Origin of the sequence: Geobacter benzoatilyticus (assembly GCF_017338855.1) — a bacterium.
GTDB classification, from domain to species: domain Bacteria; phylum Desulfobacterota; class Desulfuromonadia; order Geobacterales; family Geobacteraceae; genus Geobacter; species Geobacter benzoatilyticus.
Genome location: NZ_CP071382.1, coordinates 3,349,493 through 3,368,842, shown reverse-complemented (window position 1 = coordinate 3,368,842; position 19,350 = coordinate 3,349,493). Strand labels below are relative to the sequence as shown.

General features: G+C 56.6%; 15 protein-coding genes. 10 read left to right on the top strand and 5 right to left on the bottom strand.

The window, feature by feature from the left end; genetic code table 11:
• Positions 1–143: 143 nt before the first annotated feature.
• Both JZM60_RS15625 and JZM60_RS15620 read right to left on the bottom strand, forming a co-directional pair.
• Positions 144–2,546, bottom strand: a complete 2,403-nt coding sequence (locus tag JZM60_RS15625; protein WP_263046526.1) for a GSU2204 family CXXCH-containing (seleno)protein — start codon at positions 2,544–2,546, stop codon at positions 144–146.
• Between the two features lie 35 nt (positions 2,547–2,581).
• Positions 2,582–3,661 (bottom strand): GSU2203 family decaheme c-type cytochrome, encoded by a 1,080-nt coding sequence (locus tag JZM60_RS15620; RefSeq protein ID WP_207163318.1) that lies wholly within the window; start codon positions 3,659–3,661, stop codon positions 2,582–2,584.
• Between the two features lie 280 nt (positions 3,662–3,941).
• Here JZM60_RS15620 and JZM60_RS15615 point away from each other — a divergent pair, with 280 nt between their 5' ends.
• Complete coding sequence (locus tag JZM60_RS15615) at positions 3,942–4,850, top strand: LysR family transcriptional regulator (RefSeq protein ID WP_207163317.1); 909 nt, start codon at positions 3,942–3,944, stop codon at positions 4,848–4,850.
• A gap of 64 nt (positions 4,851–4,914) precedes the next feature.
• Here the strand turns inward: JZM60_RS15615 and JZM60_RS15610 are convergent, their stop codons facing one another.
• The 3 genes from JZM60_RS15610 to JZM60_RS15600 form a co-directional block, all read right to left on the bottom strand.
• The gene (locus JZM60_RS15610) at positions 4,915–6,282 is read right to left on the bottom strand and encodes a cytochrome C (protein ID WP_207163316.1); all 1,368 of its coding nucleotides are present in this window, start codon (positions 6,280–6,282) and stop codon (positions 4,915–4,917) included.
• A 150-nt stretch (positions 6,283–6,432) separates the two neighbouring features.
• Positions 6,433–6,753, bottom strand: coding sequence for a hypothetical protein (locus JZM60_RS15605; RefSeq protein ID WP_207163315.1), 321 nt, complete (start codon positions 6,751–6,753; stop codon positions 6,433–6,435).
• 111 nt (positions 6,754–6,864) lie between these two features.
• Positions 6,865–8,415, bottom strand: coding sequence for a DUF3373 domain-containing protein (locus JZM60_RS15600; RefSeq protein WP_207163314.1), 1,551 nt, complete (start codon positions 8,413–8,415; stop codon positions 6,865–6,867).
• 336 nt (positions 8,416–8,751) lie between these two features.
• Here JZM60_RS15600 and miaB point away from each other — a divergent pair, with 336 nt between their 5' ends.
• The 9 genes from miaB to JZM60_RS15555 all read left to right on the top strand — a co-directional run bounded on the left by miaB (position 8,752) and on the right by JZM60_RS15555 (position 19,350).
• Positions 8,752–10,077: a tRNA (N6-isopentenyl adenosine(37)-C2)-methylthiotransferase MiaB gene (miaB, locus tag JZM60_RS15595; RefSeq protein ID WP_207163313.1), complete on the top strand. Its 1,326-nt coding sequence runs from the start codon at positions 8,752–8,754 to the stop codon at positions 10,075–10,077.
• A 16-nt stretch (positions 10,078–10,093) separates the two neighbouring features.
• On the top strand, positions 10,094–10,594 hold the full coding sequence (locus JZM60_RS15590; protein WP_207163312.1) for a bifunctional nuclease family protein: 501 nt from the start codon (positions 10,094–10,096) through the stop codon (positions 10,592–10,594).
• A 62-nt stretch (positions 10,595–10,656) separates the two neighbouring features.
• Positions 10,657–11,727: a M42 family metallopeptidase gene (locus tag JZM60_RS15585; protein ID WP_207163311.1), complete on the top strand. Its 1,071-nt coding sequence runs from the start codon at positions 10,657–10,659 to the stop codon at positions 11,725–11,727.
• Between the two features lie 146 nt (positions 11,728–11,873).
• A complete protein-coding gene (gene guaB, locus JZM60_RS15580) occupies positions 11,874–13,349 on the top strand; it encodes an IMP dehydrogenase (protein WP_207163310.1) in 1,476 nt (491 codons plus the stop codon).
• A complete protein-coding gene (guaA, locus tag JZM60_RS15575; protein WP_207163309.1) occupies positions 13,346–14,908 on the top strand; it encodes a glutamine-hydrolyzing GMP synthase in 1,563 nt (520 codons plus the stop codon). The genes guaB and guaA overlap by 4 nt, the downstream gene beginning before the upstream one ends.
• 138 nt (positions 14,909–15,046) lie before the next feature.
• On the top strand, positions 15,047–15,532 hold the full coding sequence (locus JZM60_RS15570) for a ferritin-like domain-containing protein (protein ID WP_207163308.1): 486 nt from the start codon (positions 15,047–15,049) through the stop codon (positions 15,530–15,532).
• A gap of 107 nt (positions 15,533–15,639) precedes the next feature.
• On the top strand, positions 15,640–16,311 hold the full coding sequence (locus JZM60_RS15565) for an HAD family hydrolase (RefSeq protein WP_207163307.1): 672 nt from the start codon (positions 15,640–15,642) through the stop codon (positions 16,309–16,311).
• A gap of 35 nt (positions 16,312–16,346) precedes the next feature.
• Positions 16,347–18,065 carry an aldehyde ferredoxin oxidoreductase family protein gene (locus JZM60_RS15560; RefSeq protein WP_241426293.1) on the top strand — a complete coding sequence of 573 codons (1,719 nt, stop codon included), beginning with the start codon at positions 16,347–16,349 and terminating at the stop codon, positions 18,063–18,065.
• 106 nt (positions 18,066–18,171) lie between these two features.
• Entirely contained in the window at positions 18,172–19,350 is a 1,179-nt protein-coding gene (locus JZM60_RS15555) for a class II aldolase/adducin family protein (protein WP_207163305.1), read from the top strand.

Below are 19,350 nucleotides of genomic sequence, written 5' to 3'. Positions count from 1 at the left end.
GAAAGGTTTATAATTACCACTGAACTCATTTCATAGTCAAGTTAAAAATGCCGCGGCTCCATGGGAGCCAGGCACAAAAAGAGGGCGGACTCCGGGAGTCCGCCCAATTGCATACGCAAATGAGGCTGCTGCCGTTCTTTGCGTTAGAAACGGTACCCGAGCCCCAGGGATCCGGAGTAGCTGATTCCGTCCTGGTCGCCGTAGACGTAGGGAGCATCGTCCACGAACTGCGAGAACCCGGCCTGGGCAGTCAGGTAGAGGTTCCGGGTGAAGTTATAGGTGCCGCCGAGACTGCATTCAATCTGCTCATAGCTCAGATCCGAGTAGGTGCTGAACCGTGCAAGGTTGTCGGTGGAGTACAGCTGGTTAATGATGTAGTCGGTTGTGTCTATGGGCGAGAGGTAAAGCCCGCTCATTTCGGCCGTTGCATCATTATACAGGGCGTTTGCGTGCAGTTTCAGCTTGTCTGTTGCCTGGTAAGTCGTGTTCAGCGAAAGAGTATGAACTTCGGTGTCGTACTCGAAATTGTCGCATGTCGACCCAAACTGGGTCGATGGGATTACCCCCGCTCAGCCATCGTACCATCCTTGGCAGAAGTCTGTTTTGGATGTCTGTTTCATGAAGTTGTAGGCGAGGGTGATGTTCACTTTATCGCTCGGTGCATACCAGAAGGAAATGCCCGGCGAATGGGTCTGCTGTTTCCAGCTGGACGTGTTGAGGTCGTTCTGCTCCATCTTTACGCGGTAGTAGGCGGTAGTCGAAAAACGGGCCGAAGGCGACCATGTGGCGGTGACAGCCCCTTCGTGAACACTGTCGGGCTGGTTGGAGAGATCTGCGATCCGCTCGTCGTAGAATGAGACCCCATAGGTCGGACCGCCGATGACCGTTGTCGTGAAGGGGGCCATGACCGATGTCGTCGGTACCAGTGCGGCATCGGGATTCTGGAACGGGTTCTCGATGTCCTTGTAAGTGTAGCTGGCCCTCATTGAGAGCGTATTGGTGGGCCTGCTGTTGAGTGACGCCTTGATTTTATGGGTCTCGGTCTTTCCGAAGAGCTCGTCGTCGCGGTCTTCGTTCTTGTACTCATAGCCCAGGCGGAGAGTGGTCCGTTTCGCCAGCCGGTAAACGGTATCCATGCCGAGGGTTGCCACATCCCTGGAGAGCACCGAATGCCGCGTCGGCGACAGCGACTCCGCCGTGGGAGTGAACTGGTTCGGCGCTGTGCCCCATGAGGCGACATCAACGACTGGAAGGGTGTTGAACGAGAGGGTTACATCGTCATTCTCGATCTTCTCTGCCTTTCCGCGCAGCGTTACCGTCAGGTTTTTCCACGGGGTGGCGGTGATCCTGCCGCCGTAGGCATCGTAGGAGGTCTTCAGTTTCCCCTGGTCCAGGGAAAATATATCCGCGTCTCCTGTCTTTGTACTGTCGACAGTAGTGTTCACGTAACTGGCCACCATGGTGGTGTTGTGCGGCAGGTCGAGCTTGGCCTTGATGACGTGGCTGTCCTTGTTGGAATCGGGGGTAACATCATACCTGAGCCCCCCATTGCGGTAATCGTACAGGAGCCGGTTATCGAACCCCTGGGCCGCGGTCAGGTAATTGGCCGGGAAATTCATGCCCGGAGACAGTGCCGGGTCATAGGTCATCGTCGGGTCGGCGCCGTGCTCCCTGAACTGTCGGTTCATGTAAGAGTAGTTCAAGGTCAGCAGCCCGAACTTACCCGTGACGCCGGCGGTAATGTCCCTGGTGTTTTCGTCGATCTTCTTCCCTTTGCCGGTCACGTGGCACGAGGTGCATTTGCTCATGCCTATGGACTGCTCCATCCCGTTGCGGTCCTCGTTGCGGTAGGTGAAGTGGAAGGTCAGGTTCGGAAGCTGGGGCAGGGTGAGGTCCGAGTGGCTTTTCCATTCCCGGCGCACCACGGAGAAATCGGCATTTGGGGTCAGATCCTCGCCGAAGACCGATGCGCGACCTATCTGCTGGGCAGTGTACCCGGCAGTCGGCGTCCAGGAGTTGGCTACATAACGGGTTCCGCTGGCCGTCTCGGTTACCAGGAAGCCCGGTACGAAGTTTGGGGTGATGGTGTTGTTGCTTTCAAGGAACGCAGTGTTGGTGCCGATTGTCGTGGACGGCCCAGAGAGTGCGGGTGCTTTGGGGATTGCCGCGTCGAGATAGTTTATCTGGTCATGGTCTAGCCAATGCTGAAACACATCATAGCTGAAGCTGGATCTAAGAACCCGCTTGACGTCCAATTTCACATTGTGCGTCTGATCCCTGGAGTCCATGAACCTGACGTCGCCATCCAGTGTGATGCCTGCTCCTTTGACACTGAGATCGACTTTCCCATAGGGGTTGACGCCGGGCTTGGTCCGTATTGACGAATATTCGTTCACGCGGCTGATGTCATCCGATACTGCCAGCCCTGCTGCCCCCGTTTCAATTGTCGCAGACAGGTTTTTTGATTCCTGCTCGGCGAAAAGTGAAAGCGGAGCGCACAGGACCAGTACCGGTAGAGCCATCAGCCATTTTCCGGATATTTTCATATCTGCTCCTTTACTCATATTCAGTGCAGTTCATGTTAGCGGGTAAGTCCCGAGGCTCCATCGGGCCAGCCCCTTGAGCCATCGCTGTTCATTGACGGTGCTGTCTGCGAGGGGAGATCGCTGCCATGGACCTGGGAATGGCAGACGGTACACTTGGTGCCGAAGGCCTTGGCCCATCCGTCGGTGCCGTGGCTGTTGTCAAACTGAACCGAATTCGTCGCTGAGAGCGGGTCGGTTGTATTGGCGATGGTGTTTGCATCGTAAGCCACGTTGCCGGAGTCGACGGTCGCGCCGGTCCTGATGGTGTGGAAGTGGCTCTCGTGGCACTGGAGGCAGAGGAACGGCTCGCTCTGTTTGAGAAGATTGTTTGCCACGCTGCCGTGGGCGTCATGGCAGATGGTGCAGTCTTCCTGTACCGGCGCATGCTCGAATACGAAGGGACCCTGGTAGCGGCTGTGGCAGGTGAAGCAGAGGTCGTTCACCCGTTCTTCGGTCTTGAGGCTCTTCTCGGCGGTGCCGTGGGGCTGATGGCAACTGGTGCAGGTCATCTTCCCTTCGCGGAGCGGATGGTGGGAGGGGAAGTTGGCTTTGGCACGGTATTCCTGGTGGCACGAATAGCAAAGTTCGACTTCGCTCATCCTCAGGCTGTGTTTTGCCTCTTTCTTGCCTTGATGTATCTTGTGGCAATCGGTGCAGGCCACTTCGTTCAGCGCATGTTCGCTTCCGGCCCATTCCATGTGGGTGCCTGCCGAATGGCACTTGAGGCAGATTGCCGAGGCCTGATCCGATGAAAGGCTCGCAAAGGAGAGAATCTTGCTCGAATCGCCTTCGGCAGTATGGATGCTGCCGGCACCGTGGCAGGACTCGCACCCCTTCGTTCCCCCCATAACCTCGAAATCGGCCAGCTTGCCGTGGATGGTATCGGCAAACGGTTCAACGATCTTGTCGTGACACTGGGCGCAGTCCTTGTCGCCGACGTATGCTGCGCCTTCAATGGTCGGCAGGGTCAGGACCCGTTCCCTGACAGAGCCCGTCGCGCATGCTCCAACAACTAGCGAAATCACGGACAATGCGGCCAGGGACAACCATCTGGCATTGGGTAACTTTTTTTGCATGGCTGCTCCTTTTTGTGGTGTGCTTCGATTCAATCAGTACTTCGGCGGAATTACCGTGGGCACAGTGCCCGCAGACCCATAAAACCACCTCCTTTTGGTGGTGAATTTGCACGAACCTTGCAGTGTATTCATGCGCTTTAACTGGTGATTAATCGCTTTCGGCATTTATGTATTTATCGTCGAGAAATACCGAAAACCAAAACGAATCATTTTAATGAATGCATAAGTGCTGCTAATGGGGTCTGCTGCACGGCAAGATTGTTGGAGGGAAGGTGAATCTATGGAAACGATGTATCTGAAAACGCTGATCGTTGCTGCGGAAAAGGGGAGTTTTTCAAAGGCTTCCACGGAACTCTGCATAACCCAGTCGGCCGTGTCCCAGAGGATAAAATTCCTGGAAGAGCGCTACGGTTGCGAGCTCCTTGACAGAACTGGACCGGTGGTGATGCTGACGCCGGCGGGCGAGATGGTGGTTAAAAAAGCCCAGGCGATGCTTGAGATAGAAAAATCTCTTCAGGACGAACTGCAAAAGTTTACCGGCAGGCAAAGCCTCTCGATCTGTTGCACGCCATCTTTCGGAACGGCTTTCCTTCCGGGGGTACTCAACTGCTTCATGCAGAAAAATGCCGACACTGTCGATCTCAAGTTCATGTTCTCTACGCCGGAGCAGGCGGTGAAGGGGCTTGCCGAAAGGGATTTCGACATCGGAATCATTGAACACTGCGATGGGCTCGACCTTTCGGAGTTTCACAAAGTAGACCTTCCCAAGGATGAACTGGTCTTTATCAGCTCTCCCTCCCTGGGAATTCCCTCGCCCATTGCCGATATCGAACAGCTAAAGGCCCAGCGGCTCATTGCCCGCAAAGACGGTTGCAGTTCCAAGAAACTTCTTCGGCACAACTTGTCGGCCATGGGATGTGATATCGAGGATTTCAGGAGTACGGTTATCTATGACGACTTGCGTCTGACAGTGGAGACAGTACTTGCCGGAGGCGGGATTTCATTCGTTTCTACAAGTTTGGTGCGGAAACAGCTGGATGAGCAAACTCTCAGAGAACACAGGGTTGAGGGGTTTTGTCACAACAGGTATCGAACCGTTGCCGTGAGCAGGCGCAAGTCCAATGATCCGTTCGTGAAGGATTTTCTGATGTGCGTCAAGACCGAGTTTGACGAGCTTTGCATGAACTGAAGTGAAAAAAAGGGGGGGTGGGATGACCACCCCCCATTGCATTGAAGGAGGCTTAAAAGGGAGATTACCAATCTTCTTTTTGTTTCTCTGCCATGTACTTGAAGTAAAGTTCCGGAGTGGTCAGTTTCTTTACCTCGGCTTCACTGTAGCCAAGATCCTTGAAGTTAAGGACACCGTTGGGGGCGTGGCAGTTGTTGCAGGTCAGGGCCTTGGACTTGGTCACAAGGTGGTTGCTGCCGAAGTAAATGGTCTGCCAGCCCGGGACGGGCTCGTAGTCTTTAATTCCGAGAATCTTGGCGGCTGATGCTACCCCGGCAAGGGTGTCGCCGCTGGACATGGGTGGAGCAAAATCCATTGACATGAGCTGGCCGTCCTTCTTGTTGAAGAAGGCTTTGCCCTGGAATATCTTGAATGGGTAGATTTTGCTCTTGCCGTCTTTGCGGTCGCCTTTGGGGCCGATGAAGTCGGGACGGTTTGCGACGGTTTTGTTGTACCAGGCGTAGACCGGTGTCGTCTCGTTTGCTTCCTTGCGGAGAGTGGTCGGCTCATAGTATCCGTCGGAGAGCTTTTCCCATACGGTGAAGTCCTTGGCAAACGTGCCGCCGGTCCTGGTTATGTGGCAGGTCTGGCAGGCAATGTGTGCAGTGTGATTATTGTACGCCTCGTTAGCGTGGGGCTTTTCGGTGTGGCACCCTTCGCAGGAGAGGCGCAGACCGTCGTGGGCCCAGTTGTTCGGGTCGAAGCCGGTCGGTATCCGGTGATTTTCGGTCTTGTGGCAATCGACGCAGACCATTCCCATGGCGGCATGGACATCGTTCTCCGCCGTGAAGGTGAAGCCGCGCTTAACATAAACGCCGCCCCCTGCCGCTTCGTGGCAGGTCATGCAGTTCTTGACCGTCGGCTTCGAGATGGTGAGGGCAGCTTCGGTGCTGCGGTCCTGACCGAGCACTACGTTGCCTTTATCATCCTTATGGGGAGCGCGCTTGCTGAAGTCATAGGAATTCGAGTGACAGACGAGACAGTCGACGGCAGCTTCTGCCTCAGCGCCAGTGCTCCCCACGTCGGATAGGTGGTTGCCCGGATGGCAGGTGTTGCAGCCGGAAAACTTGGTCTTCTTTGCGTCGGCAGCTTTGGGAATCTCCTTCAGGTTGTTGACGATATCGTTGCCGTTGCACATGGTGTAAATACGGTTTTTCATCCCGTATTCCTGCTTGGGGTCGAGATTTTCCACATTATCGACCTTCGATGCGTGTTTCCAGTGAACAGTCGTCAGGAACTGCTTTGCGGTACCGGCGTGGCAGACTTCGCAGGTTTCCGGCCCCTTGTAGCCATTCTTCTGAATGTATTCCTTGCCGGCATGTTCCTTGGCCTCTACTGCCGCCGTTGCCAGCAGACCTGCCATCAGCGTGCCGACGAGAACTTTTGTGTTCATAGGGTCCTCTCTTTTTTTAAATTAATTAATACACATTATTCGAAAATATGTATAGATAATATATTTAGATAATTGGATGTCTGCCCCAAGAAAATTGCAGCCACATTGATAAGGGCTGCAATTGGCATCATCTATTCAGTTAAATGCGCCCTAGCAGCCGGCGGTTTTCCGGAAGAGCTTGCTGGTGTTCTTGCCGCCTGCGTTATCGTACTTGCAGCGAATTTCGTCATCAAGCTTGATTCTTTTGTCCTTGAACTTGTCGAGGGTGAGATCGTCGGTGACAACGATTTCCACGTTCTTGCCGGTTTTGTTGTCCTTGAGGGTTACAACAGCTTCTTTGGCGCCCTTCATTTCGATTTTCTGGATAACGCCAATCATCTTTACTTCTTCGGCGCTTGCTACACCGCTGAACGATACGATGCTGAGGGCCATGAATGCTGCCATCATGATGACTGAAACCGCTTTTTTCATTTTCGTTCTCCTTGTGTGTTGTGTGTCGGCTGGATGCCTTCACGGTGTTCGTAATTCCGTTATTCGTGCTTCCTGAGCAGGGGGGCTTGCGCCCCCCCTTGGATACTTCTTTTAGAAATGTACTTCAAATGTTGCGTACAGATCCTGGGCAGTTTTCATGGGAGCAGTCATCTGCGCCAGCATGGGGTTGTTAAGCTCGTTGAACTCGTGCGCTGCGCCGAGCCAGCTGTTGCTGCCGGTGTAGTCAAATTTGTAGTACTGGTAGCCCAGCTTGAAGAATACCTTGCTGAGATAGGAAGAAATCGGAGCGAATTTCAGTTCCTGGATCACGTAGGCCTCGTAGACGTCGCCGCGGGTGCCCACCTTGCTGGTCCACATGTCGTCAGCGGCCGGTGCGAAAGTGATCCAGTTCTTGGAGCCGTGGTTGTACTCAAGGCCGATCTTCGTCCCGGTGGATTCAAAGTCATAACGGCCACCGACATATACAGCCCATCCCGAGGTGGATTTTGTGTCACCCATATCGGAAAGAAGAGCAACAGGCATGTTTTGGTCAACTTGCCCGTCGCCGTTACCGTCGATTCCTAACAGATCTCCGTTGGGATGGGTCTTGCTGATAGCGCCATTAACAAACCAGTGGAAAGATCCTGGTCCAGCATTCTTTACTTTACCCAAGAAAGAGAGGCCGTACCAGTCGATGTCGCCGAGGTTTGCAGTCGGTTTAAGGTATGTGTACGGACCAGTGAGCATTACCGGTGCGTCGAAGATATCCATGCCGCGGTTGTACTGGAATTCGGCGTGGAATGCGTCGGTGTCGTAAGGGACAATGTTGATGCCGATCATGTCGGTATCTTTGAGGCTGTTGTTGCTGCTATCCTGAATGCCGCTCTCGAAGCCGCGACCATAGCAGATTTTGGCGTATGCGCCGGGAAGCGCCTCGATGTCCGGCGCCCATCCCAGGGTGCCGCCGTCAAAGGCATAATCAACGAGCAGTTGCGGAACGCCGGCGTTGCCGGGGCGCTCCTGATTCTGCTTCAGGTGTGAGGGGATGCCGCCGGTGGAGGGGCGACGACCCACCGAGAACCAGATGGGCTGGTCCATGATGTTGCTCCAGGTGGCGTAAACGCGGTCGACCGCAAGCTTGCTGTCGCCCGGGACATGGCCGACGGTGCCGTCGAAAGCTCCGGCCCGGTCGAACGAATATGCTGAGTTCCCTTGAAGAGCGGCATCATCCTGATCGCCGGTCACCTTGTACATGAGGAGACGGGCGGTGACGCTCACGTTCTGGGTGGCCTTGGCCTTGAGGTTAAGGCCGAAGCGGTTCGTGAAGAGTGAACTGTCTTTTACAGACTTACTGGCACTTGGAAATGGATTCATGGGATCCGCTGGATTAGGTACCAAATATTTAGCAGTGCGGCCTTGCAGATAGTCATACCGGAACCGGTAATCACCACTGATGGTCAGCCAGCGGCCAATGGATTTTTCCTCAACCTTGTCAACTTTTCTGTCGGTGTCTTTCATTTGACCCTTGAGAGACTCCAGCTCTTTCTCGAGGGCCTCCATTTTCTTCTCCAGGTCAGCCTGGTCTGCGGCAAGTGCAGTAATCGGCTGGCAGAGCCCGACGAGCAGGGCACCTGCAAGGACCTTCCGGGTAGTGCTTTTCATGCGTTCTCCTTTCTTGGTGTGATTAGCCTGCGTTTAAAACTGTTGATCACTTGGAGTCGATTAGCGCACATTCATGTGGCATGATCGGAATGCATTTTACAATACGATAGTCGAAAAGCAATACGGATGCCAGAATATATTTATTCAATATTTTGGATAGTTGTATATTGTGGCCATTAGATGGTGTCGGTCATATGACACAATTTTGTGATCTCGTTGACACTTTTGGGCACTCGCATTTGTATGCGTGCCAGTAGAGCTTTCGCTAAATAGGCTGTTGACGTGACATGACGCAATCTCGTAGTATCTAAAGATTATCCTGAGGAAAGAGAATCCGTGTCCGACGAAAAACTTCTATATATCGAAACCTTTGGCTGCCAGATGAATGTTAATGATTCCGAGAAGGTTGCGGCGCTCCTGAAGGGAGAAGGGTACACGCCGACTCCCGATGCATCGGCGGCAGACCTGATAATTGTCAATACCTGCAGCGTGCGGGAAAAAGCCGAGCACAAGGTTTACAGTTATCTGGGCCGCTTCAGGGGACTTAAGCGCGAGAGGCGCTTCCTACTTGGGGTTGGCGGCTGCGTTGCCCAGCAGGAGGGGGCGCGGCTCCTGAAGAGAGTCCCCTGGCTCGATCTCGTCTTCGGCACCCACAACCTTCATCTCTTGCCCGAAATGGTCCGCTCGGCGGAGCAGGGCAAGCGCAGGGCCGCCGTGGATTTCATCGACAATGAGACCCGCCTCGACCTTTTTCCGCGGGTTGACGACGGTGGGGGCGTAACACGATTTGTGACGGTCATGCAGGGGTGTGATAATTTCTGCTCCTACTGCATCGTTCCCTATGTGCGGGGGCGGGAGATCAGCCGCCGCTCCGCCGAGATTATCGACGAAGTGCGCGGTGCCGTGGCCGGTGGCGTGCGTGAGGTGACGCTTCTCGGCCAGAACGTTAACTCCTATGGCTTGAAAATGCCGGGCGAGTTGACCTTCGCGGGGCTCCTCCGGGAAATATCCGCCATCGACGGCCTTGAACGGATTCGTTTCACCACGTCCCACCCAAAGGATATCTCACCAGAGCTCATTGCCTGTTTTGCCGAGTTGCCGAAGCTGTGCGGCCATATCCATCTTCCCGCCCAGGCGGGGAGCGATGCGATTCTTGCGCGCATGAACCGCGGCTACACGCGGCAGGAGTATCTGCAAAAGGTTGCAGCACTCAAGGCGGCCCGCCCGGACATTCTCATTACCGGCGACGTCATCGTCGGTTTTCCCGGCGAGACCGAGGACGATTTTCTCCAGACACTATCACTTATGGAAGAAGTCCGTTACACCGATATCTTTTCGTTCGCCTATTCGCCCCGGCCGGAAACCGCTGCTGCGTCCCTTCCCGGCAGGGTCACGCGCAAGGAGGCCACGGAGCGGCTCGAACGGGTCCAGGCTCTCCAGCGGGAAATGACTATCGAGCGCCATGCCGGCTTTGTGGATACCTGTCAGCAGGTTCTCGTGGAGGGGATGAGCAAAAGGGGCGACCAGCTTTACGGCCGTACCGGCGGCAATCTGATTGTGAACTTCGCCGCAGACCCTTCTCTTGTCGGTTCGCTGGTTGATGTGCGCATCACCCGCGGCTTTCCGAACTCGCTCCTTGGCGAACTCGCACCCATGCAGTAAGAAAAATGGAGCATATATGTACCTGAAGATGAACATTCACGGTTTCGCCCTCGATTCCATAGCACAGAGGCCCGTGGTCCTGCTCAAGGATGCCGACGAGGCGAACACCATTCCCATCTGGATGAACAGCACCGACGCCCTGTATATCGTGGCGGAGCTCATACGCCATGATGCCGGGGCCAAGAGCGACCGCAAGGATTTGCTCTCCGCGCTGCTCAATCACTTTGATGCCGAAGTGAAAGAGGTTGTCATCGAGGATATGAAAGACGGGCTCTTTGACGCCGCGGCCGGGGTTTGGGTGGATGATGCAATGGTGATGCTCCCGGTGCGCATATCCGAGGCCCTTTCATTGGCCCTGAAACACAATCTTCCGGTAATGGTTGCCAACCATCTTCTCGACAAGATTTCATATGTCGGCGATGAGGATGACGAGCGCTTTACGGATGCCGACACCCGGCGTTTTGTGGATTTTCTCGAAAACCTCGATCCTGCGGATCTGGGCAAGTATCCGATGTGAAGCCGATTGCAAATTTTCCCATAACCCATAACCTTTGACCATTAGTTCAATGAGGAGCTCCCATGCGTCAGGAATCGCTGGATTTTTTCAAGAAGCTTGTTGAAGCGCCGAGCCCGTCCGGCTACGAACAGCCAGCCCAGAGGGTATTCCGCGAGTATGTCGCTCCCTTTGCCGAAGTGAGCACCGATGTCATGGGAAACGTCATCGGCCTCATTCGCGGTGAGGGTGATGACCTGCCGCGCGTGATGGTCGTGGGGCATTCGGATGAGATCGGGTTCCAGGTCAAGTACATCGATGACAACGGTTTTCTCTTCTTCGCGCCCATCGGCGGGGTGGATGCGCACCTGACGCCGGGGAAGCGGGTTCGTGTCCACACGGCCAAGGGGGCGGTTGCAGGGGTAATCGGAAAGAAGCCGATTCATCTCATGGATGAGGAGGACCGGAAAAAGATCGTACGGCTTGATGCCCAGTACATCGATATCGGTGCGGCCGACAAAAAAGAGGCACAGGAATATGTGCGTGTCGGCGATCCGGTAACTTTTGCCGTCGGCTTCGAGCCGCTTCTGGGGGACCGGGTGGCATCCCGCGCGTTTGACGACAAGGCCGGGAGTTTCGTGGTGGCCGAAGTGCTGCGAACAGTGGCTGAATCCGGGATCAAGCTTCCCGTCGACCTTTACGGTGTTTCTTCCGTGCAGGAAGAGATCGGGCTTCGCGGCGGCACCACCAGCGCCTACAGTGTGAACCCCCACGTGGGGATCTGTGTGGAGGTGGATTTTGCAACCGACCAGCCCGATGTGGAAAAAAAGCATAACGGCGAGGTGAAGGTCGGCAAAGGGCCGATTCTTTCCCGGGGCGCCAACATCAATCCGCCCCTCTTTGACCTTCTCTCGGCAACGGCGGAGCGGGAGGCGATTGCGGTACAATACACCGGCATCGCCAGGGCCTCCGGCACCGACGCCAACGTGATGCAGATATCCCGGGGCGGAGTGGCCACGGCACTGGTGAAACTGCCGCTGCGCTACATGCACACGCCGGTGGAGGTTCTTTCACTCTCCGATCTGGAGAACGCTGTTCGACTAATCGTTTCAGCGCTGCCGGCAATGGGTGATAAAGATACCTTCATCCCCCGTTGATGGGCAGGGGCGTTGTGAGAAGATGTTTTCTTTCAAATCAGGCTAAAAAATCTCTTTGATTTTAAAGCCTTTTTACTTGACTCACATTTTTCACTTGACTATCTTTTACGGTTAATAGTTTGAGACCCACCACAAAGGAGTCCGCGATGTTAGATGAAACGATTCAGGAAGGTCTGACCTTCGACGATGTTCTTCTCGTTCCCGCCCATTCCCATGTCCTTCCCCGCGATGTCTCCCTCAATACCCGACTGACCCGAAACATCACCCTGAACATACCGCTGGTTTCAGCCGCCATGGATACGGTTACCGAGGCGCGGACCGCCATCTGCATGGCTCGGGAGGGTGGGCTCGGCATCATCCACAAAAACCTGACCATTGAAGAGCAGGCAATGGAGGTGGACAAGGTCAAGAAGAGCGAGTCCGGGATGATCGTGGACCCAATAACCATGCGCCCCACCCAGAAAATCCACGAGGCCCTGGCCATCATGGAGAAATACCGGATATCCGGGGTTCCCGTCACCAACTCCAAGGGGAAGCTGGTCGGCATCCTCACCAACCGCGACCTCCGTTTCGAGACGGACCTGAACCTTCCCATCTCGGCCCGCATGACGAAGCACCGCCTTGTGACCGTTCCGGTGGGGACAACCCTGGAAGAAGCCAAGGAGCACCTGAAGCACACGCGGGTGGAGAAGCTCCTGGTGGTTGATAACGATAAGAACCTGAAGGGTCTCATTACCATCAAGGATATCGAGAAGGTCAGAAAATACCCCAATGCCTGCAAGGATGCCCTCGGGCGCTTGCGGGTCGGCGCCGCCGTCGGCCCCACCGCCGACATGGAAGCCCGCGTCGATGCACTCGTCAAAGCCGGAGTCGATGTCATCGCCATCGATACTGCCCATGGTCACTCCCAGGGGGTACTTGACTCGATACGCGCCATTAAAGACAAATTCCCGGAGGTTGAGCTCATCGCCGGCAATATTGCCACGGCGGAGGCTGCCGAGGCTCTCGTCAAGGCAGGTGTTGACGCCATCAAGGTTGGTATCGGACCCGGTTCCATCTGTACCACCCGAGTGGTGGCCGGGGTCGGCGTTCCGCAGATCAGCGCCATTGCCGAGTGTGCAAAGGTTGCCCGCAAAAACGATATCCCCCTCATTGCGGATGGCGGCGTAAAGTATTCGGGCGACGTAACGAAGGCGATCGCCGCCGGCGCGGACGTTATCATGATCGGTTCCCTCTTCGCCGGAACCGAGGAATCTCCCGGCGACACCATCCTCTACCAGGGCCGCGCCTACAAGAGCTACCGCGGCATGGGCTCCATCGGGGCCATGAAAGAGGGGAGCAAGGACCGATACTTCCAGAGCGACGTGGAGAGCGACGTCAAGCTGGTCCCCGAAGGGATAGAAGGAATGGTTCCGCTGCGCGGACCGCTTGGGGCAAACGTGCATCAGCTTATGGGTGGGCTCCGGGCCGGCATGGGATACACCGGAAGCCGGACCATTCAGGAGCTTCAGCAGAAGGGGCGTTTTGTCCGGATTACCGGCGCGGGCCTCAAGGAGTCCCACGTCCACGACGTTATGATTACCAAGGAAGCACCCAACTACCGGGTTGAGAACGTTCGATGAGCAGTGACATTCATCAAGAGAAGATACTGATCCTGGATTTCGGCTCGCAGTACACCCAGCTCATTGCCCGTCGGGTGCGTGAGGCTCACGTCTACTGCGAACTGCATCCGTTCGATATGGATCTGGCGGCGATTCGCGACTTTTCCCCGCGCGGCATCATCTTGTCGGGCGGCCCCAAGTCGGTCTATGAAGAGGGAGCGCCCGCGGTCGAGGAGGCGTTGTTCGAGCTGGGGGTGCCGGTTCTTGGCATCTGCTACGGGATGCAGCTCATGAGCCGCCACTTCGGCGGCGAGGTGGTTCCCGCCGGAAAGCGTGAGTTCGGCCATGCCGATCTCCTCTCCGAAGGAGCTCCCGGCCACCTTTTCGACGGTTTTTTTGTCGATGGGAAAAGCCCGGTCTGGATGAGCCATGGCGACCATGTATCACGGGTGCCGGCCGGCTTCGATGTGGTGGCGAAGACGGACAACGCTCCGGTCTGCGCCATACAGGATGTGGAGCGTAACCTTTACGGGGTACAGTTTCACCCTGAGGTGAACCATACCCCGCGGGGTGAAGTCCTCATTGATACTTTTGTGCGCAAGATTTGCGGCTGCAGCGGGCAATGGACTCCTGGGCATATTATCGAGGACGCCGTCAGCCGCATCCGGACGCAAGTGGGAAGCGACCGGGTGATTCTGGGCCTCTCCGGCGGGGTAGACTCGTCGGTGGCGGCGGCCCTTATCCATCGGGCCATCGGCGACCAGCTTACCTGTGTCTTCGTGGACAACGGGCTGTTGCGCCTCGGCGAGGGGGACCAGGTGATGGCAACCTTTGCCGAGAACCTCGGGGTAAAGGTCATAAGGGTGGACGCTGAAGAGCGGTTTCTCTCGGCGCTGGAAGGAGAGAGCGACCCTGAGAAAAAGCGCAAGATCATCGGCAAGCTCTTTGTCGATATCTTCGAGGAAGAATCGGGGAAAATCGCCGATGCCCGCTGGCTTGCCCAGGGGACCATATACCCCGACGTCATCGAGAGCGCCGGGGCCAAGACCGGAAAGGCCCACAACATCAAGAGCCACCACAACGTTGGGGGGCTCCCCGACTACATGAAGCTGAAGCTTCTGGAGCCCCTGCGCGAGCTCTTCAAGGACGAAGTGCGCTCCATTGGCGAAGAGCTGGGGCTGCCCCGCCAGATGGTATGGCGCCATCCGTTCCCGGGGCCGGGGCTGGGGGTCAGGATTCTCGGCGCGGTGAAGAAAGAGTATGCCGACATCCTTCGCCGGGCCGACGCCATCTATATCGAGGAGCTTTACGCCGCCGGCCACTATGACAAGATCAGTCAGGCCTTTGCCGTCTTTCTCCCCGTGAAGAGCGTCGGGGTCATGGGCGACGGCCGTACCTATGAGTATGTGGTAGCACTTAGGGCCGTGGAGACCAAGGACTTCATGACGGCGGGGTGGTACCCGCTTCCCTATGAGGACATGGCCCGCATATCGAGCCGGATAATCAACGAGGTGAAGGGGGTCAATCGGGTGGTCTACGACATCTCCAGCAAGCCTCCCGCCACCATCGAGTGGGAATAGACACGCTGTAGAGGGCGCCGTTCGGCGCCCTTTTTTTTCATCCACTTTTTCCTGCCCCGCTTGCACATGAAAATTTCCTGTGGTTTGGTATCCTTACAGCAGGAAGTACAAATCAACCGAGGGAAAGGGGGCTTGTGCATGAACATCATCGACTGTGCGCTCAAGATGGAGGAAGAGGCTGCCAGCCACTATACTCAGCTGGCTGCGGCATCGTCGGTTGAGGAATTGCGGAGCATTTTCGGGCTGCTGGCCGCTGCGGAGAAAGAACACCACGATACTCTCATGTCCATGCTGGAAGGTGTTGATACTGCAAAAGCGGATTTTAAGGCCCTCGATGACGCTGTTTGCACTTTCAAGCCTCTGCTTGGCAAGCGCGATCTGGTGGCGGAACTGCTTCGGGACCCGGATGGATATCAGCATGTGGTTAAGGAGGAGGAGGAAAGCATCAAATTCTATGAGGAAATGGCAGCCAAGGCTGATAACGAGGCTGCCCGCGCGTTGCTGCTGAAGCTGGCCGAAGAGGAACGCCGGCATCTGAGTATCGTGGAGAATATCTACTCTTTCGTGGAAGCCCCGAAAACCTACCTGGCATGGGGCGAGTTCAGCAACCTGAAGGAATACTGAGAACGGTTGGCCACGTGAAAGCCCGTCCCGCGACGGGCTTTTTTATTGCGGTTGGGTCGGCAAACACTTTATAGTTGTAAAGTAAAGCACCAGCCAGGAGCCGACCAGTGCCGCACCCCACCGAACTTATTATTTTCGATCTGGATGGAACTCTCATCAATTCTCTCCCCGATCTTGCCGACGCCACGAATCATATGCTGGCATCCCTCGGCAGGCCGCGCATCGATCAGGAAGCCGTGCGCAGGCTCGTGGGGCAGGGGGCGCGGCGCCTCGTCGAACGTGCTCTTGCCAGTGCCCCGGATGCCGAGGTCGAACAGGGGCTTGCTCTTTTCCTCGATTACAATCAGCTGCATATTGCAGACCATACCGTCCTTTATCCCGGAGTAACCGAAACCCTTGCCGAGCTGAAGCTACGCGGGATGCGGATGGCGGTAATCTCCAACAAGAACGTGGCGCTCTGCCGTGAAGTACTCTCGGCGCTCGGCGCAGACCGCCATTTCGAGGAGATTCTCGGTGCCGATTCCCTACCGTTTCGCAAGCCGTCGCCCGAGCCGGTCCTGAAGCTGCTGGCCGATTTCGGCGTTGCCCCCGGCCAGGCAGCCATGGTTGGCGACAGCATAAACGATATGGCGGCAGGCAGGGGAGCAGGAGTCGCGACCGTGGGATGCATCTGGGGATATGGTGAACCGGAGGAACTGGCAGGGGCTGATTATCGTGTGGACCGGTTTGTGGAACTCATCGAAATACCGTTGTTTAGTTGTAAAAAGGTAAGTATGTAATGATTTGTAAATCAGCGTATGGGTGGACGGGGCGCATGCTGCGCGTTGACCTCACGAATAGGAAGAGCTGGTACGAGGATATCCCGGCGGAACTTCTCCATTCCTATCTGGGTGGTCGCGGGCTCGGGGTAAGGCTTATGCGGGAATGGTACCGCCTTGATCCCTTTGATCCGGCCATCCCCCTCATATTTGCCGTCGGCCCCCTCTGTGGTACGCCGGCACCCACTGCGGCACGCCTTACGGTCGTGTCACGATCGCCCCTGACCGGCACCATCTACGACTGTTCCGCCGGAGGGCGTTTTGCCTGGCGTCTTAAGGCCACCGGTGTGGATGCCCTGATGATTACCGGCGCGAGCGCAACCCCGGTCGCCATTGCCGTAACTCCCTCCGGAGCGGAAATTGTGGATGTGTCCCGGTTGCGGGGAAAAACGGTCCATGAGACCGTCTCCGCCCTTTTCGGACGGGGGAGCGTTGCGGCCATCGGCCCTGCCGGGGAGAATGGCGTCCTCTTTGCCAATATCATGATGGGGGAGGGGAACTCGGTTGGGCGCGGCGGCCTTGGCGCTGTCATGGGGGCCAAGGGGCTCAAGGCGGTGACAGTTAATGGCGACCGGCCCGTGGACATTGCTTGCCGGGAGCGGTTCGAAACGGCCCGGCAGGACGTGATGAGGCTCTTCCGCGCTTCGCCCGTCATTTTTGGCGAGCTGGGCATTGCCGAATATGGCACCCCGGCCCTGGTGGACCTCATGCGCCAGCGCCGCATGGCTCCCACCGACAATTTCAGGCGGACCGTCTTCGAAGAGTCGGGCAACTATTCCGGGCCGGCAATTCGCCGGGATTTCCACGCCAAAAAGGACGGTTGCTACGGTTGTCCCATCCAGTGCAAGAAGAGCACCCCTTCCGGAGAGCATCTTCCGGAGTACGAGACAGTCTCCCATTTCGGGGGGTTGAACGGGAACGCCGGCCTTGCCGCCATCGTAAAATCCAATACCCTTTGCAACGAACTGGGTATGGATACCATCTCCGCCGCTGCGACCCTGTCGGCATGGGGCGAGGCCCGCGGCCGTTTCCTCGATGGCGGGGAGGTGCAGGGGCTGCTGGCCGACATGGCTTTTCGAAGGGGGGAGGGCGAACTCCTCTCCCTCGGGTCCCGGCGTGTTGCCGAGGCCTTGGGGCGTCCCGGCCTCTCCATGAGCGTCAAGGGGCTGGAGCTTCCCGCTTACGATCCCCGCGGCGCCTATGGCATGGCGCTGGCCTACTGCACCAGCAGTCGCGGCGGCTGCCACTTGCGGGCCTATCCCATCTCCCATGAGATTCTGCGCAAGCCCATTGCCACCGACCGCTTCTCCTTCTCGGGAAAGGCGCGGATCATTGCCATCGCCGAGGATACCAACGCCGCAGTCGATTCTCTGGTTGCCTGCAAATTTTCGTTCTTTGGCGCCACCCTTGAGGAATATGCCGAGCTCCTTTCGGCCACTGCCGGCATCGACTACTCTCCGCAGCAGCTCAAAGAAATCGGTCGGCGTATCTGCCTCACCGAGCGCTTCTATAACTGTGACAATGGTTTTGGAGTGCAAGACGATATTCTGCCTGAGCGATTCTTTCATGAGTCCGGTTCAAGCGGTGAGGGAATTGAAGTTCCTCCGGTCGCTCGGATGCGGTTTGAGGAGGAGCTGCAGAAATACTACCGGATACGGGGGCTGACCCCTGAGGGGGTGTTCGCGGATCCTGATTTTTTGCTGAAGCAGCCATAAAATTTGCATAGCTGATGCTTTAAGAAATGCATAAACCGCATTGTTTTTTTTGAGGCTTTTTTGCCCATAAACTGCCCCTGATATAAGTTGGTAAACAGGTAAGTATATGTTTGATCAGATTGCAAGGTACATGAATAAACTCATAACCGACCGCTCGGCTCTGGCTGGAAAGATTGCCATCGCCGCCCAGGATGATGTGCTCATAGTGGACGGCAATCCCGCTCTGACGCACCTTGCCGGTGATATTCTCGCCCGTCTCAGTTGCCTCGGCCTGGTGGTGGCTGCCCCCTCGCTTCCGTTTGCGGATTTTCTCGTGGCCCGGGCGTCTCGGGAGGAGTCGTGCATCATTCCCCGTGACACTGAGACACGCACCTTTCTCCACGATATTCCTTTTCTGAGGCGGGAAGAGTTGGGAGAAAACGCCGCTCTGGATATTGCCCGGCTCCTGGGAAGCCGAAAAGGGGTGGTCGTGGAGGGGGTGGGAATCGTGGCTAGCGGTGCCCTCACCATAGAGCAGGCCTACATCAACTACTCGTCGATCTTTCACTCCACGTTCGTGAAGTATCTCCAGGATCTGCTCCATGACGGGTTTCTTCTGCCGGGCGAGGCCGAGGCCTTTGCCGGGTTCCGCCGGGACTGGCTGCGCCCGCTTTCGGCCGACGGTCTCTCCTTCCGCCTCGGCCCTCTCGCCGATCCCGCCGTCATCCTGGACGAGATAGCCACAGTGGGGCGCTACACGGTGGAGCGGGGCCTTGTGGACTCATTCTTCGGCAACATCTCCTGCCGGACCGGTGATGTCATCTACATTTCCCAGACCGCCGCAAGCCTCGATGCCCTGGCCGGCTGCATCGATCCCGTCCCCATGGACAATTCCTCCACCTTCGGCATCACCGCCTCTAGTGAGTTGCTGGCACACCGCCGCATTTACGAGGTGTCGGGAGCTGCAGTCATCCTCCATGGCCATCCCAAATTCGCGGTGGTCATGAGTATGGAGTGCGACGAAACGGAGTGCACCGTGAAGGACTGCTGGAAGGATTGTGACCGGGTGCGGATGCTGGGTGATGCACCGGTTGTTGCGGGGGAGATCGGTGCCGGCGGGTTGGCGAAGCGGGTCCCCCCGGTCATTGCCGGCCCGCGCAGGGCGGTGGTCTACGGACACGGGGTCTTTACGTTGGGTGAGAAGGACTTCGCCGAGGCTTTTCAGGCCATGGTGGAGGTGGAAAACTGGTGCCGAGAAGAGTATTTCCGGAGGGTGGCTGAGCGACTGACAGCCTGCCGGGGATAA

Bases quoted from the DNA above. Each gene is read 5' to 3' on its own strand.
- JZM60_RS15620 (WP_207163318.1), bottom strand. From the start codon at position 3,661: ATGCAAAAAAAGTTACCCAATGCCAGATGGTTGTCCCTGGCCGCATTG.
- JZM60_RS15555 (WP_207163305.1), top strand. From the start codon at position 18,172: ATGTTTGATCAGATTGCAAGGTACATGAATAAACTCATAACCGACCGC.
- JZM60_RS15605 (WP_207163315.1), bottom strand. From the start codon at position 6,753: ATGAAAAAAGCGGTTTCAGTCATCATGATGGCAGCATTCATGGCCCTC.
- JZM60_RS15600 (WP_207163314.1), bottom strand. From the start codon at position 8,415: ATGAAAAGCACTACCCGGAAGGTCCTTGCAGGTGCCCTGCTCGTCGGG.
- JZM60_RS15560 (WP_241426293.1), top strand. From the start codon at position 16,347: ATGCTGCGCGTTGACCTCACGAATAGGAAGAGCTGGTACGAGGATATC.
- JZM60_RS15585 (WP_207163311.1), top strand. From the start codon at position 10,657: ATGCGTCAGGAATCGCTGGATTTTTTCAAGAAGCTTGTTGAAGCGCCG.
- JZM60_RS15615 (WP_207163317.1), top strand. From the start codon at position 3,942: ATGGAAACGATGTATCTGAAAACGCTGATCGTTGCTGCGGAAAAGGGG.
- guaB (WP_207163310.1), top strand. From the start codon at position 11,874: ATGTTAGATGAAACGATTCAGGAAGGTCTGACCTTCGACGATGTTCTT.
- JZM60_RS15610 (WP_207163316.1), bottom strand. From the start codon at position 6,282: ATGAACACAAAAGTTCTCGTCGGCACGCTGATGGCAGGTCTGCTGGCA.
- JZM60_RS15570 (WP_207163308.1), top strand. From the start codon at position 15,047: ATGAACATCATCGACTGTGCGCTCAAGATGGAGGAAGAGGCTGCCAGC.
- guaA (WP_207163309.1), top strand. From the start codon at position 13,346: ATGAGCAGTGACATTCATCAAGAGAAGATACTGATCCTGGATTTCGGC.
- JZM60_RS15590 (WP_207163312.1), top strand. From the start codon at position 10,094: ATGTACCTGAAGATGAACATTCACGGTTTCGCCCTCGATTCCATAGCA.